This is a genomic window from Pseudomonas sp. AB6 (genome assembly GCF_034314105.1).
Taxonomy (GTDB): Bacteria; Pseudomonadota; Gammaproteobacteria; order Pseudomonadales; family Pseudomonadaceae; genus Aquipseudomonas.
This window is the reverse complement of record NZ_JAVIWJ010000001.1, coordinates 3,611,923-3,626,425: the sequence shown is the minus strand read 5'-3', so window position 1 is coordinate 3,626,425 and position 14,503 is coordinate 3,611,923. Positions and strand designations below refer to the sequence as shown.

12 protein-coding genes are annotated in these 14,503 nt (G+C 56.0%); 9 read left to right on the top strand and 3 right to left on the bottom strand.

Annotation, left to right across the window (positions count from 1 at the left end; genetic code table 11):
- Positions 1–14 precede the first annotated feature (14 nt).
- The 6 genes from bioD to RGW60_RS17135 all read left to right on the top strand — a co-directional run bounded on the left by bioD (position 15) and on the right by RGW60_RS17135 (position 8,550).
- Positions 15–695 (top strand): dethiobiotin synthase, encoded by a 681-nt coding sequence (gene bioD / locus RGW60_RS17160; protein WP_322205693.1) that lies wholly within the window; start codon positions 15–17, stop codon positions 693–695.
- A 161-nt stretch (positions 696–856) separates the two neighbouring features.
- The gene (locus RGW60_RS17155) at positions 857–1,195 is read left to right on the top strand and encodes a pyrroloquinoline quinone biosynthesis protein PqqE (RefSeq protein WP_322205692.1); all 339 of its coding nucleotides are present in this window, start codon (positions 857–859) and stop codon (positions 1,193–1,195) included.
- Between the two features lie 258 nt (positions 1,196–1,453).
- A complete protein-coding gene (locus tag RGW60_RS17150; RefSeq protein ID WP_322205690.1) occupies positions 1,454–3,259 on the top strand; it encodes a phenylacyl-CoA dehydrogenase in 1,806 nt (601 codons plus the stop codon).
- A 213-nt stretch (positions 3,260–3,472) separates the two neighbouring features.
- The gene (locus RGW60_RS17145; RefSeq protein ID WP_322205689.1) at positions 3,473–4,762 is read left to right on the top strand and encodes a GGDEF domain-containing protein; all 1,290 of its coding nucleotides are present in this window, start codon (positions 3,473–3,475) and stop codon (positions 4,760–4,762) included.
- Positions 4,763–4,851: 89 nt separating this feature from the next.
- The gene (locus RGW60_RS17140) at positions 4,852–6,648 is read left to right on the top strand and encodes an acyl-CoA dehydrogenase C-terminal domain-containing protein (RefSeq protein ID WP_322205688.1); all 1,797 of its coding nucleotides are present in this window, start codon (positions 4,852–4,854) and stop codon (positions 6,646–6,648) included.
- Positions 6,649–6,771: 123 nt separating this feature from the next.
- A complete protein-coding gene (locus RGW60_RS17135; RefSeq protein ID WP_322205687.1) occupies positions 6,772–8,550 on the top strand; it encodes an acyl-CoA dehydrogenase C-terminal domain-containing protein in 1,779 nt (592 codons plus the stop codon).
- Between the two features lie 246 nt (positions 8,551–8,796).
- Here the strand turns inward: RGW60_RS17135 and RGW60_RS17130 are convergent, their stop codons facing one another.
- Positions 8,797–9,714 (bottom strand): LysR family transcriptional regulator, encoded by a 918-nt coding sequence (locus RGW60_RS17130; RefSeq protein WP_322205686.1) that lies wholly within the window; start codon positions 9,712–9,714, stop codon positions 8,797–8,799.
- Positions 9,715–9,817: 103 nt separating this feature from the next.
- Between RGW60_RS17130 and RGW60_RS17125 the strand changes: the two genes are divergently transcribed.
- From RGW60_RS17125 to RGW60_RS17115, 3 genes are all read left to right on the top strand, one after another.
- Positions 9,818–10,516 (top strand): MOSC domain-containing protein, encoded by a 699-nt coding sequence (locus RGW60_RS17125; protein WP_322205685.1) that lies wholly within the window; start codon positions 9,818–9,820, stop codon positions 10,514–10,516.
- Complete coding sequence (locus RGW60_RS17120) at positions 10,513–11,151, top strand: aminotransferase class III-fold pyridoxal phosphate-dependent enzyme (protein ID WP_322205684.1); 639 nt, start codon at positions 10,513–10,515, stop codon at positions 11,149–11,151. The genes RGW60_RS17125 and RGW60_RS17120 overlap by 4 nt, the downstream gene beginning before the upstream one ends.
- A gap of 88 nt (positions 11,152–11,239) precedes the next feature.
- Positions 11,240–11,401, top strand: a complete 162-nt coding sequence (locus tag RGW60_RS17115; protein WP_322205683.1) for a YqaE/Pmp3 family membrane protein — start codon at positions 11,240–11,242, stop codon at positions 11,399–11,401.
- A 169-nt stretch (positions 11,402–11,570) separates the two neighbouring features.
- On the opposite strand, the gene RGW60_RS17110 is transcribed toward RGW60_RS17115, so the two are convergent.
- Both RGW60_RS17110 and pqqE read right to left on the bottom strand, forming a co-directional pair.
- Complete coding sequence (locus RGW60_RS17110; RefSeq protein ID WP_322205682.1) at positions 11,571–13,397, bottom strand: S9 family peptidase; 1,827 nt, start codon at positions 13,395–13,397, stop codon at positions 11,571–11,573.
- Complete coding sequence (gene pqqE, locus RGW60_RS17105; RefSeq protein WP_322206954.1) at positions 13,363–14,499, bottom strand: pyrroloquinoline quinone biosynthesis protein PqqE; 1,137 nt, start codon at positions 14,497–14,499, stop codon at positions 13,363–13,365. The genes RGW60_RS17110 and pqqE overlap by 35 nt, the downstream gene beginning before the upstream one ends.
- Positions 14,500–14,503: the final 4 nt, after the last annotated feature.

Below are 14,503 nucleotides of genomic sequence, written 5' to 3'. Positions count from 1 at the left end.
TAGCAGGCACTGAGATGAGCAGTTCGTACTTCATCACGGGCACCGATACGGATGTCGGTAAAACCACCATTGCGACCGGGCTGCTGCATGCTGCACGACAGGCCGGTTTAAGCACTGCAGCCGGTAAACCGGTCGCTTCAGACTGCATTGTCGGACCGGATGGCTTGCGCAACAGTGACGCGTTGGCGCTGATGGCGGAATGTTCGGTAAAACTGACGTACGACGAAGTCAATCCGATAGCGTTCGAACCGGCCATTGCCCCGCACCTGGCTGCGCGCGAAGCAGGTGTAGTGCTGTCCGTGCAAGCGCTGCTCGAACCCATGCGCAATGTGCTGAACAAGGGGGCCGACTTCACCCTGATCGAAGGTGCTGGAGGTTGGCGAGTACCGCTGGCTGACCAGGCTAACCTGTCAGACCTTGCAGTGGCGTTGCAGTTGCCCGTGATTCTGGTGGTCGGTGTCCGTTTGGGCTGCATCAACCATGCGCTCCTGACGGCCGAAGCCATCGCCCGCGACGGCCTTCCATTGGCGGGGTGGGTGGCCAATATCATCGACGGCAAGACTTCACGTCTGGAAGAAAATCTCGCCACCTTGGCTGAACGTTTGCCCGCGCCGTGTTTGGGCCGTGTGCCACGGTTGAAAAAACCGACAGCGGAAGCGGTGGCTGAGTTTCTGCATTTGGAGTTGTTGGATTAGGGGTCTATTTATATTGGGTAGGGCCTTTGCAATTTACATTCAACAAGGGCAGCCTGTTTTAACTATCAACCGGCCAATTGCCATTAGTCTTTTTGTCGAGTCTTTTACGGCTTGGTCTGTTTCAATGGTGGCTGTTCGTTATATGAACTGAGGTTAATTCCATGCAAATTTCCAGCAACAGCGCTTTTTCTTCGAGTATTAGCCTGGTCCAGGCCGGGTTGGCGCGGGTTGATCAAGCAGCTGTACAAATTGCCAACGCTAGCGTTTCCAGCGATGCGTCCAACGGCAGCGTCTCCACAAGTACGGGCGATGCTTCCGCGAGGAGTCAATCGTCGAACCAACAAGTCGAGCGTCTGCATTCGGTTGACCGCAGTCAGCAAACTGATCTAGCGACCAGCGCAGTAGAACTCTCCTTGGCTAAAATCCAAGCCGAACTCGGCGTTAAAGTGGCCAAGGCTTCCGACGAAATGCTCGGCACGTTTATCGATACTCACGCCTGATCGCTGCCTTCGCGGTGCGCCTCGTCGCACCCGGTTACTCCTCTAGCTCCTGCATTTGCGTTTCACTCAACTAAACTTAATCGGCCTGATAGCGTGCCTGCGCTACGGCTGCGGCGTTCGCGTGGACATTTTAAAGCCTTGTGGGCGATGAACGGAGCACGCGCTGCGCTTGACAAGGTTTAGACGTAAACGTATGTTTCAAACAACTGTTTGATCGACCGATCATTCGCTCCAGGATTCTCAGCAGAGGTTATCGCTATGCCGGACTACAAGGCCCCCTTGCGTGATATTCGCTTCGTTCGTGACGAGTTGCTCGGCTACGAAGCGCATTATCAAAGCCTGCCGGCTTGCCAGGACGCTACTCCAGACATGGTTGACGCCATTCTTGAAGAAGGCGCCAAGTTTTGTGAGCAGGTGTTGGCACCGTTGAACCGTGTCGGCGACTCTGAAGGCTGCACCTGGAGCGAGTCCGGCGTGAAAACCCCGACGGGCTTCAAGCAGGCTTACCAGCAATTCGTGGAAGGCGGCTGGCCTAGCTTGGCGCACGACGTGGCCCATGGCGGTCAAGGCCTGCCAGAGTCACTCGGCCTGGCTGTCAGTGAAATGGTCGGCGAAGCCAACTGGTCGTGGGGCATGTACCCCGGCCTGTCGCACGGCGCGATGAACACCATTTCCGAGCACGGTACTGAAGAACAGCAACAGGCTTACCTGACCAAGCTGGTTTCGGGCGAATGGACCGGCACCATGTGCTTGACCGAATCGCACTGCGGTACCGACTTGGGCATGTTGCGCACCAAGGCCGAACCGCAAGCTGACGGCTCCTACAAAGTGACCGGCACCAAGATCTTCATTTCTGCTGGCGAACACGACATGGCCGACAACATCGTCCATATCGTGCTGGCCCGCCTGCCGGATGCACCGGCGGGCACTAAAGGTATTTCGCTGTTCATCGTGCCTAAGTTCATGCCAAACGCTGACGGTAGCGTTGGCGCTCGCAATGCGGTCAGCTGCGGTTCCCTGGAACACAAAATGGGTATCCACGGTAACGCAACGTGCGTGATGAACTTCGATGCAGCCACGGGCTTCTTGATCGGCGCGCCGAACAAAGGCCTGAACTGCATGTTTACGTTCATGAACACCGCGCGTTTGGGGACTGCACTTCAGGGCCTTGCCCACGCCGAGATCGGCTTTCAGGGCGGCTTGAAATATGCCCGTGATCGTTTGCAAATGCGTTCGCTAACCGGCCCGAAAGCGCCCGAGAAAGCCGCAGACCCGATCATCGTTCACCCTGATGTACGCCGCATGCTGTTGACCATGAAAGCCTTCGCTGAAGGCAACCGGGCAATGGTTTACTTCACTGCCAAGCTGGTCGATATCGTTAAGTACGGTCAAGACGATGAGCAGAAGAAGCAAGCGGACGGCCTGTTGGCGTTCATGACCCCGATCGCCAAAGCCTTCATGACTGAGGTCGGCTTCGAAGCGGCTAACCATGGCGTGCAAATCTACGGCGGCCACGGTTTTATCGCGGAGTGGGGCATGGAGCAAAACGTCCGCGACAGCCGCATTTCGATGCTGTACGAAGGCACCACCGGCATCCAGGCACTGGACCTGTTGGGCCGCAAAGTGTTGATGACTCAAGGCGAAGCGCTGAAAGGCTTCACCAAGATCGTCCACAAGTTCTGCCAGACCAACGAAGGCAATGAAGCGGTTAAAGAGTTCGTCGAACCCTTGGCTGCGCTGAATAAAGAATGGGGCGAGTTGACCATGAAGGTCGGTATGGCCGCTATGAAAGACCGTGAAGAAGTCGGTGCCGCTTCGGTGGATTACCTGATGTACTCCGGTTATGCCTGCCTGGCTTATTTCTGGGCTGACATGGCGCGACTGGCAGCTGAAAAATTGGCTGCCGGTACTACCGAAGAAGCGTTCTATACGGCCAAGTTACAAACGGCGCGCTTCTACTTCCAGCGTATCTTGCCGCGCACCCGTACTCACGTGGTGACCATGCTTTCAGGCGCTAACAACCTGATGGACATGAAAGAAGAGAACTTCGCACTGGGCTATTAAAGCTGCGTCGTTTTTAAATAACCGCTTTTCCTTTTGGGGAAGCGGTTATTTTGTATCTGGTGGCTGAGGGTAGTTGCAGGCGTTATCGTCAACTTCTTAAGTTCACGGCCGTTAAAGAGGATTAGTCAGGTATTTGAGCCATTTGAGTGCTTAACTGAAACAGTACAGGCACAATGCCATGCAACGTTTCATGTTGGGCAGGAGCCATCCTCTTTGCAGCGTTTTTCGACCGCACGTTTCAGTCATTTCGTTCCCTCGCTGCTATTACTATTAGCGGGGCTCGCGGCCGCGTATGTAAAAGACCTTAATGTATTTTTTACGTCGCTGTTCAATGTACTGCCGACTTTGGTGCTGTTGTTGGGCGGTGCGTATTGCTCGGTTTATCGTCGCCAGCGTGAGCTGTTTTTGATGATCACTGTTTACACCGCGTACTTTCTGTTGGATACGCAAACCGACTACTACCGCGATTACGGCAAAGTGCGTGATGACGCCGCCGTGGTTTTTCATTTGTGCTGTCTCTTTTTGCCACTGCTCTACGGACTTTTCGCCATATGGGAGGAACGTACGCACCTGTTCCGGGACATGATTGCCCGATTTGCCGTGTTCCTCGCCTTTGGCAGCGTTGCGTTGGCGCTAGAACAAAGCTTTCCTAAAGCCCTGCTGAATTGGTTGGCAGAGATCCGCTGGCCGGCTTTATACGGCGATTGGATGAGTTTGATTCAACTGGCTTACCCCGTGTTCTTTTGCAGCTTCCTGTTAATTATTGTGCAATACGTGCGTAAGCCCCGGCCGCTGCACGCGGCGCAAATCGTCGGTTTGATTGGTCTTTTTTGGGCGTTGCCGAGGACCTTCATTTTGCCGTTCACCCTCAACATCATGTGCAGTGAGGTGATGCTGATGATTGCCGCCGCGGTCGCCCATGAGGCTTATCAAATGGCGTTCCGCGATGAGCTGACAGGATTGCCGGGACGTCGTGCACTCAATGAACGACTGCAAAGGTTGGGACGCAGTTACGTGCTAGCCATGGCCGACGTCGATCACTTCAAGAAATTCAACGACACCCATGGGCATGATGTTGGCGATCAAGTGCTGCGACTGGTGGCGAGCAAGTTATCGAAAGTGACCGGTGGCGGTCGAGCCTACCGGTATGGCGGCGAAGAGTTTGCACTGGTGTTTGCCGGGCAGACGCTGGAAGAGTGCATGCCGCATCTGGAGTCGGTGCGCGACGCTATCGCGGTTTACAACATTCAATTGCGCAATCAGGACCGACCGAATGACGACCAGCAAGGGCGTCAGCGCCGAAGCGGTGCGAAGGCGTCGAGTGTATCGGTCACCGTCAGCATTGGCGTAGCCGAACGGCAAGTTGACCAGCGTACGCCCGAGGAAGTGCTCAAGTCAGCCGACGAGGCGCTTTACAGCGCCAAGGGCGCGGGGCGAAATTGTGTCGTTGCGCATGGCCGTAATCGGCGCGGCGCGGTGCGTTTAGTTGGCGCTGCCAGTTAAGTTATGAGCCTGTATTCAGCGTCTGGACTGTGATTGTTCGGACCCCCTTCGCGCAGTAGGTTGGGGTATCTGCTGCCGGAGAAATGACCATGCCTGAGTACAAAGCCCCCCTGCGCGATATGCGCTTCTTGATCAACAACGTTTTCGATTTCCCTGCTCATTACCAGGCGCTCGGCGCCCATGACGCCAGTCCAGACATGGTCAGCGCGATTCTGGAAGAGGGCGCTAAGTTCTGCGAACAAGTGCTGTCGCCGCTGAACCGTCCCGGCGATGAAGAAGGCTGTCATTTCGACCAGGGTGTCGTCACCACGCCCAAGGGTTTCAAAGAAGCCTTTGCTCAATACGTCGAAGGCGGTTGGCATGGCTTGTCGGCGGACCCGGCTTACGGTGGTCAAGGTTTGCCGTTATCGCTGGGGCTGGCTATCAGCGAAATGATCGCCTCCAGCAATACTTCATGGGGCATGTACCCAGGATTGACCCACGGCGCGATGTCGGCCATTCATACCCACGGCACCGAAGATCAGAAGCAAACGTACCTGACCAAGCTCACCGAAGGCGAATGGACAGGGACTATGTGCCTGACCGAAGCCCATTGCGGCACCGACTTGGGAATCATCAAAACCCGCGCTGTGCCGCAAGCCGACGGCAGTTATGGTATTTCCGGTAGCAAGATTTTCATCTCGGCTGGCGAGCACGACATGAGCCAGAACATCGTCCACTTGGTGCTGGCGAAACTGCCAGATGCCCCGGCGGGAACCCGTGGCATTTCGTTGTTTATCGTGCCTAAATTTCTGCCAGACGCTGCGGGCAATGCCGGCCAGCGCAACGGTGTGTCGTGTGGTTCCATCGAACACAAGATGGGCATAAAGGCTTCTGCAACCTGCGTGATCAACTTCGATAACGCCACCGGATATTTGATCGGCGAGGCCAATAAAGGCCTCAACTGTATGTTTACCATGATGAATCATGCCCGCTTGGGCACTGGCATGCAGGGCATGTGTCTGGGCGAAACCAGTTTCCAGGGGGCGATTAAGTACGCCAACGAACGCCTGCAAATGCGCTCCCTGACCGGACCTAAAGCGCCGGACAAGGCTGCGGACCCTATCATCGTTCACCCGGACGTGCGCCGCATGTTGCTGACCATGAAAGCCTTCAACGAGGGTAATCGCGCATTGACCTATTTCACCGCGCAGATGCTCGACACTGCGCACATGAGCGACGATGCGGGTCAACGCGAAGACGCGGAAAACCTCTTGGCGTTCCTCACGCCGATCTGCAAGGCATTCATGACCGAAACCGGTTTAGAAGTCACCAATCTTGGGATGCAGGTTTTTGGGGGGCACGGCTTTATCCGCGAGTGGGGTATGGAGCAACTGGTTCGTGACTGCCGTATCGCCCCTATTTATGAGGGTACCAATGGTATCCAGGCACTGGATTTACTCGGCCGTAAAGTATTAGGCAGCCAAGGAAAGTTACTGCGTGGTTTTACCGAAATTGTGCATAAGTTTTGTGAAACTAATGCCGAACACCCGCAGCTCAAGGGCTTCGTCAGTCAGCTCAATGCCTTGAATAAGCAGTGGGGCGAACTGACTACAAAAGTCGGTATAGCTGCGATGAAAAACCCTGATGAAGTGGGCGCGGCGGCCCTTGATTATCTGATGTACAGCGGTTACATCATTCTCGGGTACCTATGGTTACGCATGGCATTGGTCGCCCAAACCCAACTGGATGAAGGCAGCGGCGATTCTGCCTATTGCCAAGGCAAGTTGGCGACCTGCGAGTTTTATTTCAAGCGGCTTCTACCACGCACCTCCGCGCATCAAGCGGCAATTGAAGCGGGCAGTGACTGTCTGATGCAACTACCAGCGGAGATGTTCGCGCTGTAATGAGTGGGATGTAAGTGTGACTGTATGTGGCTATACGGTCACACACTGACCCTATGTGTCGCAAATGGTGTTCGGGTACACTCGGAGCCTTCATGTTAACGGCTCAATTCCGGGAGGTTTGCCATGGCTGACTATAAAGCGCCCCTGCGCGATATGCGTTTCGTCCTCAATGAGGTTTTCGAGGTTGCCAAGCTCTGGGCTCAACTCCCGGCACTGGCCGAAACAGTCGATGCCGAGACGGTAGAAGCAATCCTTGAAGAAGCAGGCAAAGTCACCAGTAAAAGCATCGCTCCGCTCAGCAGAAGCGCCGATGAAGAAGGCTGCCATTGGAACGATGGCGTAGTCACTACCCCGGCAGGTTTCCCCCAGGCTTATCAAACTTATGCCGACGGCGGTTGGGTTGGCGTAGGCGGCGATCCGGAATTTGGCGGGATGGGCATGCCCAAAGCAGTTTCGGCGCAAGTCGAAGAAATGATCAATTCCTCCAGTTTGGCTTTTGGCTTGTACCCCATGCTCACCTCCGGGGCCTGCGTGTCCATCAGCACACATGCCAGTGAAGATCTGAAAGCAACTTACCTGCCCAACATGTACTCCGGGCTTTGGGCTGGCTCCATGTGTTTGACCGAATCCCATGCCGGTACTGATCTTGGGATTATTCGCACCAAGGCCGAGCCGCAATCCGATGGATCTTATAAAGTCAGCGGCACCAAGATTTTCATCACAGGTGGCGAGCACGACCTGACCGAAAATATCATTCACCTTGTGCTGGCTAAGCTGCCGGATGCGCCTGCTGGACCGAAAGGTATTTCGCTGTTTCTGGTGCCCAAGTTTATGGTCAACACCGACGGTAGTTTGGGCGTACGTAACCCGGTCACCTGCGGGTCGATTGAGCACAAAATGGGGATTCAGGCCTCGGCAACGTGCGTGATGAATTTCGATAGTGCTGTAGGTTATCTGGTTGGCGAACCCAACCGTGGCCTGGCGGCCATGTTTACCATGATGAACTACGAGCGTTTGGGGGTAGGCATTCAAGGCTTAGCGTCTGGCGAGCGTTCGTATCAAAATGCTATCGAATATGCTCGTGATCGTCTGCAAAGTCGCTCGCCGACTGGCGTTCAAGCCAAGGACAAGGTGGCTGATCCGATCATCGTTCACCCGGACGTGCGTCGCATGCTGTTGACCATGAAAGCGTCCAATGAAGGTGGCCGGGCGTTTTCCACCTACGTGGCGATGCAATTGGACATTGCAAAATTCAGCGAAGACCCCGCCGCGCGTAAACGTGCCGACGATCTGGTCGCCCTGCTGACGCCGGTCGCCAAGGCGTTTCTCACCGATTTGGGGCTGGAAACCACGGTACATGGTCAGCAAATATTCGGCGGCCACGGCTTTATTCGGGAGTGGGGTCAGGAGCAACTGGTCCGTGACGTGCGTATCACCCAAATCTACGAGGGCACCAACGGCATTCAGGCACTGGATTTGGTTGGGCGCAAAATCGTCGGAAATGGCGGCGCTTACTATGCGTTGTTCGCTGATGAGATACGTAAATTCACCGCGCAAGCTGGTAGCGAGATGGCTGAATTCACTACACCGCTGAGCGCAGCCCTCGACAATCTCGATGAACTGACGGCGTGGGTGTTGGATAGATCCCGCACCGACGCCAATGAAATCGGCGCTGCCTCAGTCGAGTACTTGCATGCGTTCGGCTACACCGCCTATGCCTACATGTGGGCATTGATGGCCCGCGCCGCACTTGGCAAGCAATCGCAGGAAGATTTTTATGCCAGCAAGCTGGGCACCGCTCGTTTTTACTTCGCAAGGCTGCTACCGCGTATTCACTCGTTGAGTGCGTCGGTCAAAGCCGGCAGCGAGTCGTTGTATCTGCTAGACGCTTCACAGTTTTAAATGTTGTAGGGCAGATCTCTGCTGTGTAAGCATTTACTTACATGACGTACTGACCTTTGCCCCTATCGCTTAGGTGGATCCAAAGTTAATCTACTTAACAGGGACGTAGCGCAGGAAGCGCAAAAACATAACAGGGACACGTAGGGATGCCTGCCAGGATGGTGGGGCGAAAAGGATGTCAGGGAAACAGTCTGCAAAACCCCGCTTCGGCGGGGTTTTCTTTGTGCGCGATTTAACCTGCGGGCGTCAGTTGATCACGTCCAGTGGCCCCGGTACTCCTGATCTACCCGCGCCTCCATCCTCTAAAAGCGTCCGCAGCAGTTCCAACACAGGTTGATGCCGTTGCGCATCGCGATACACCAGTCCCACTTTGAGCGGTACACGGGGTTCGGTCAGCGGTTTCCACAGTAACGAACTGTCCCCCTGAACCTGTTGCACCCGGCCCGGCAGTACTGTCGCTAGGGAAGTATTGAGCAAACTGTCGAGAATGCCAGCCATGCTATTGAGTTCGGCTTGCACGTGGGGGCGGCGCCCGAGGGTAGTCAGCTGTGCCTGCCAGATCTGCCGCACCTGATATTCCTCACCCAATAACAACATCGGTAACTCTGCTGCCTGGCTGACGGACACTTTCTTAAACTCCCGCAGCGAATGATCGGCCGGGATCACCAGTTGCAACTCGTCCTCGTAGAGCACCAGGCTGTGCAGGCCCGGTTGATGGGCGGGCAAAAAACTGATGCCTATATCTAACGCACCGTTGAGCAGGCGTCGTTCTATTTCCAGACCAGACAACTCGTAAATGTGCACCACAAGATGCGGCTGCGCTTTGCGCAATTGCTCCAGAAGTTGCGGCACGAGGTAGAGCACGGTCTGCAGCACGCCAATGGCTAACGTTCGTACGGACTGCCCGCGGAAATTGCGTAGCGCCTCGCGGGCTCTTTGCATGCCGTCGAGCAGCGGCAGCGCGTGGTTGTATAGCGTATGCGCGGCCAAAGTAGGCAATAAACGTTTGCTGGTACGTTCAAACAGGCTGACATCGAGACTGTGTTCCAGCTGGCGAATCTGCTGCGAAAGCGCAGGTTGCGACAGAGAAAGCCGCTCTGCTGCGCGTCCGACATGGCCTTCTTCATACACCGCGACAAAATAACGCAGTTGCCGAAAATCCATAAGAAAATCTTATCGAAAATGTTACTAAAACGAAATGGCCTCGGGCCATGATGAGGGCTTAGTCTAGCCCTATTCCTCAAGGCTTACAGGCCCAGAAACAGCAATGAACAGCATATGTGTCGACGGTGTTTACATAGGGAGAGCAAAAAACCTCGGCCATGGATTGGTAAGTGACATCGATAAGCAACGCCTGGAACGCCGTACGTGGCTGTGGCCGCAGGGCTTAGGCACCGACGAACACGGTGACCCACGCTTTCATACTGGTCCAGAACGCGCCTTGCATCATTATCCCGCTGAACATTACGCCTATTGGCGCAAGCTTTACCCGCACGTCGACTGGAGTGCCCCTGCATTCGGCGAAAACCTTTCTACCCACGGCATCACTGAAGAGCACGCCTGTCTGGGCGATATATTTCGCTGGGGCAATGCGTTGGTACAGATAAGTCAGCCGCGATCCCCATGCTATCGCTTGACTCACCGTTGGGGCTTGGATCACATGCCGCAAGAGGCTCAGGACAGCGGCCGTTGCGGCTGGTTCTACCGTGTGCTTAAGCCGGGATTTATCAGCGACACTGATCCGTTTGAATTGATGCAACGCAGCTACCCCGGCTTGACCGTGGCATGGGCGTTACGCAGCTTTTATATCGAGCCGCTGGAACATGCCGGCCTGAAGAAACTGGTGGATTGCCCGGCGCTGTCGTCTCGCTGGCGTGACATTGCGCTCAAGCGTCTGCGCACTGGTAGCGTTGAGGACTGGTCCGAGCGCCTACTCGGACTGCCGTTGGAAGGGCTGCGCGCATGAGTCTGTTCAAGTTGCTGTTCAATCGTCGAGAGCTGGACACTTCGTCCCCTTCTGCCAGGTTGGAACGGGACAGTAGCGATGATGACGCTGGCCCCAGTCTTGCGGAGCTGTTACGCCGCAGCACTAGCAACGATCACGTACACCTTGTCGACACCGGGGCCGAGGCTAGAGAAGTGGCCGTTGGTTTGACCCGAAAATGGGGTCAGCTGCATCGCAGAGGCGCGATTGGTATTGTCTCGACCTGTAACAGTAGCCCACATTCAATGGGCGCAGCGCTCAACGATCTGGCAGCGCTGCATGCTGCGGTAGATTCGCGGACCGTCGCCGTCGTCCTTGAGCCCCGCCTTAATAGCGATGTTGATATGGCGGCGACCTTCACGTATTTCCAAGGTGCCGCGCAGCTGTGCCGGGAATTGAAAATCCTGTTGATCCTCGACGAAACCCGTACCGGCCTGGGCCGTCATGAGACCTTGCTGTGCGAGGACCGCTACGCTATTCGCGCCGATATTGTAGTGCTGAGCAGTGTCACAGAAGGCGGCAGGTTAGGAGCGGCGGTTCTGGCGCGAGGCACTCCTGTTGCAGAAAAGCGCTCCCTGGGATCGGTACCCGGAAATTGGGGTACTGTTGCGGCTTAAGGGTTAAGGCGGTGTTGAACCCTGTCCTTGGCAGCGGGTCGATTAGCTGTACGGTTGTGAAAGCCGTCTTAACCTGGAGCCCTACCTTATGGATATCGTCCGCATCATCATCGCCATCTTGCTGCCACCGCTGGGTGTATTCCTACAGGTCGGTTTCGCCGGTGCTTTTTGGTTAAATATTTTGCTCACATTGCTGGGCTACTTCCCCGGTGTCATCCATGCGGTGTACATCATCGCCAAACGCGATTAACCGTTTAGCAAACACGGCCGTTATAGGCGCGCGTTTGCCCATGATCGGCTGCACGCACTCGTAAATCTGGCAGCCCAGATCTTCCCGTGGAACGGGATAGTTGGGATCGCTTTGCGCGCCATCCGGGGACAGCGCTCTTACGGTAGTTTTTGGTATCGGGCCAACGCCATCAGTTGTCCATTATCCGCTGATAGAAATTGCACTCTTGCTCAAGCGCGTGGGCCTGATTGCTGGCCTTGCGAAAACCATGGCGCTCATCAGGGTAGAAGTGGCCTTCGGCTGCAATGCCGTTGTCGAGGAGCGCCTTGAGCATGTCACGGGTCTGTTTCGGCACAACCACTGCGTCCAGTTCGCCTTGGAAGAAGATAACCGGCACTGTGATGTGGTCAGCATGCAGTAATGGTGTGCGGGCTTTGTAACGCTCGGCATCTTTATCGGGATCACCGATCAGCCAGTCCAGGTAATCGCCTTCGAATTTATGCGTGGCCCGGGCCAACGCGATAGGATCGCTAACGCCATACAAACTGGCCCCTGCACGAAATACCTGATGGTAGGCCAGTGCGCATAAGGTGGTGTACCCGCCCGCGCTGCCGCCGCGGATGAAGGCTTGGTCGGGATTGATCATCTGACGCTCGGCCAAGTAAGCCACCACCGCGCAGGCATCCTCTACGTCGACATCGCCCCAGTTCAGATGCAAGGCCTGCCGATAGGCGCGTCCATAACCGGTGCTGCCTCGGTAGTTGAGGTCGGCAACAGCGAATCCACGCTGGCTCCAATACTGAATGCGTGGGTCCAGTACCGGATAACACGCCGAGGTCGGGCCGCCGTGGATAAATACCACCAGCGGCGGCATCTCCAGCCCATTAATGGCAGGATAAAAAAAGCCGTGCGCCTCGCCAATGCCACTGGGATAACGCAGGGCTTGTGGGCGCGTGATACGTTCAACCGGGAGCGGTGCTACGCCTCCGGCCAATACTTGAACCTGATGATTCTGGCGATCAATGACGATAACCGCCGACGGACTGATCGCCGAAGCAGCGATGCAATAAATAAACTGCTTGTCCACCGCTAGACTGCGAAAGCGGCTGTATTCTCCGGTGAAGTCGTCTGTCAAACCGTCAGCAGAACGAATAGCGAGTTGCCCAAAACCTTCCTCGGACCACGTCGCCACGTAGCTGTGCCCGGCAAGTGGTAACCAAGTGCAGCCGCCCAATTGCCACGGCGCAGGTGAGTGATCCGCCGTAGCAGCGGGTAATGCAGCCAAGCCGTTGGAAGACTCGACCCAAGGCTGCCAAAACCCCCCGCGATCAGTCAGGCAAAACAATTGGCCTTGAGCATCAAAGCACGGTTGTTGTATCGACTCTTCGTCGTCTAGCCCGGCGACACAGCGCGCTGTCGCCCATTGGCCATCGCCTTGACGTTCAGCACACATTAATTGAGTTGAGGTCCACGGCTGATGCGGACGCTGCCACTCGATCCAGGCTAAGCGCTGGCCGTCTGGGCTGAGCGTGGGTGCGGCATAAAAATCAGCGCCTTCAACCAATAACTGGCGTTGACCGGTCACTGCGTCGAACGCCACCAAGCGGTGAACGTCGCCCTCTTCTTCGACGGCAAACACCCAACCTTGGCCGAACCGTAGATCACCGTAGTGTCGGCTGCCGTGGCTGAGCCTTTCGGGTTCCGAGGCATCAAATAGTTGTCGATACAGCTGTTGATCGGCCTCGTTGACGAACATCACGGCATCGTCGCTCAAACAAAACGATCCCCCGCCGTATTCATAAACCCGACTGCGCACGCTGAAGCCTTCAGGCGTCAAGCACTGTGCCCGGCCTTCGTGCCAGCGCCAAATCCGCGAAGCCGCGTCTTCGGGACGGTATTCGTTCCAGAACACGCCCGCCGCGTTGACGGCCAGTTCTGCAAAGTCGACGCCCGCAGCGACCGCCTGCGCGGCGCTGAAGGGTTCAGGATTTGATGATAAGCCGGGAATTGCGTTCATTACGGAAGGCCAACTGTTCAATGGTTTGAGTAGCATACTCGGCTTCTTCGCGGGCCTGAGTAATGATCCCGTGATGGGGGGATTTTCCACAAACCGGATCGGCATTGCTCGCATCGCCGGTCAACATAAACGCCTGACAGCGGCAGCCACCGAAGTCTTTCTCCTTTTCGTCGCACGAACGACACGGTTCGGGCATCCAGGCATATCCGCGAAAGCGATTGAAGCCAAACGAGTCGTACCAGATGTGCTGCATGCTGTGCTCGCGCACATTGGGAAACTGGATCGGTAACTGGCGCGCGCCATGGCAAGGCAGGGCAGTGCCGTCTGGGGTTACGGTCAAAAACACGCTGCCCCAACCGTTCATGCAGCCTTTTGGGCGTTCTTCGTAATAATCCGGCGTGACAAAAATCAGTTTGCACGGATGGTCTTCGGCGGCGAGCTTGGCCCGGTATTCATTGGTGATGCGCTCGGCGCGCACGAGTTGATCGCGGGTCGGCAGCAGCCCCTCGCGATTGAGTTTCGCCCAGCCATAGAACTGACAGGTGGCCAGCTCAACGAAGTCCGCTTCCAGCGCAATGCACAGCTCAATGATACGGTCGATTTTGTCGATGTTATGCCGGTGGGTAACGAAGTTCAGCACCATGGGGTAACCATGGGCTTTCACTGCCCGGGCCATTTCCAACTTTTGCGCGAAAGCCTTTTTCGACCCCGCCAGCATGTTGTTCACTTGCTCGTCACTGGCTTGGAAACTGATCTGGATATGGTCCAGCCCGGCTTTTTTGAAATCGATGATTTTCTGTTCGGTAAGGCCGATACCCGAGGTGATCAGGTTGGTGTAAAAGCCGAGTCGCCGTGCTTCGGCAATCAGCTGGGCCAAGTCTTGGCGCACCAGGGGTTCGCCGCCGGAAAAACCGATTTGCGCCGCGCCCATTTCCCGGGCTTCACGCATCACCTTGAACCATTCTGCGGTGGTCAGTTCCTGACCTTGCGCGGCGAAATCCAGCGGGTTAGAGCAGTACGGGCATTGCAGCGGGCAGCGATAGGTCAGCTCGGCCAGCAGCCATAACGGCAAACCGGTTTCGGGCGTCGGCGGAATCCGCACGGTG

What these genes read in the sequence shown, in the direction of transcription:
- bioD (WP_322205693.1), top strand. Translation starts at nt 15, where the DNA reads ATGAGCAGTTCGTACTTCATCACGGGCACCGATACGGATGTCGGTAAA.
- RGW60_RS17155 (WP_322205692.1), top strand. Translation starts at nt 857, where the DNA reads ATGCAAATTTCCAGCAACAGCGCTTTTTCTTCGAGTATTAGCCTGGTC.
- RGW60_RS17150 (WP_322205690.1), top strand. Translation starts at nt 1,454, where the DNA reads ATGCCGGACTACAAGGCCCCCTTGCGTGATATTCGCTTCGTTCGTGAC.
- RGW60_RS17140 (WP_322205688.1), top strand. Translation starts at nt 4,852, where the DNA reads ATGCCTGAGTACAAAGCCCCCCTGCGCGATATGCGCTTCTTGATCAAC.
- RGW60_RS17135 (WP_322205687.1), top strand. Translation starts at nt 6,772, where the DNA reads ATGGCTGACTATAAAGCGCCCCTGCGCGATATGCGTTTCGTCCTCAAT.
- RGW60_RS17130 (WP_322205686.1), bottom strand. Translation starts at nt 9,714, where the DNA reads ATGGATTTTCGGCAACTGCGTTATTTTGTCGCGGTGTATGAAGAAGGC.
- RGW60_RS17125 (WP_322205685.1), top strand. Translation starts at nt 9,818, where the DNA reads ATGAACAGCATATGTGTCGACGGTGTTTACATAGGGAGAGCAAAAAAC.
- RGW60_RS17120 (WP_322205684.1), top strand. Translation starts at nt 10,513, where the DNA reads ATGAGTCTGTTCAAGTTGCTGTTCAATCGTCGAGAGCTGGACACTTCG.
- RGW60_RS17115 (WP_322205683.1), top strand. Translation starts at nt 11,240, where the DNA reads ATGGATATCGTCCGCATCATCATCGCCATCTTGCTGCCACCGCTGGGT.
- RGW60_RS17110 (WP_322205682.1), bottom strand. Translation starts at nt 13,397, where the DNA reads ATGAACGCAATTCCCGGCTTATCATCAAATCCTGAACCCTTCAGCGCC.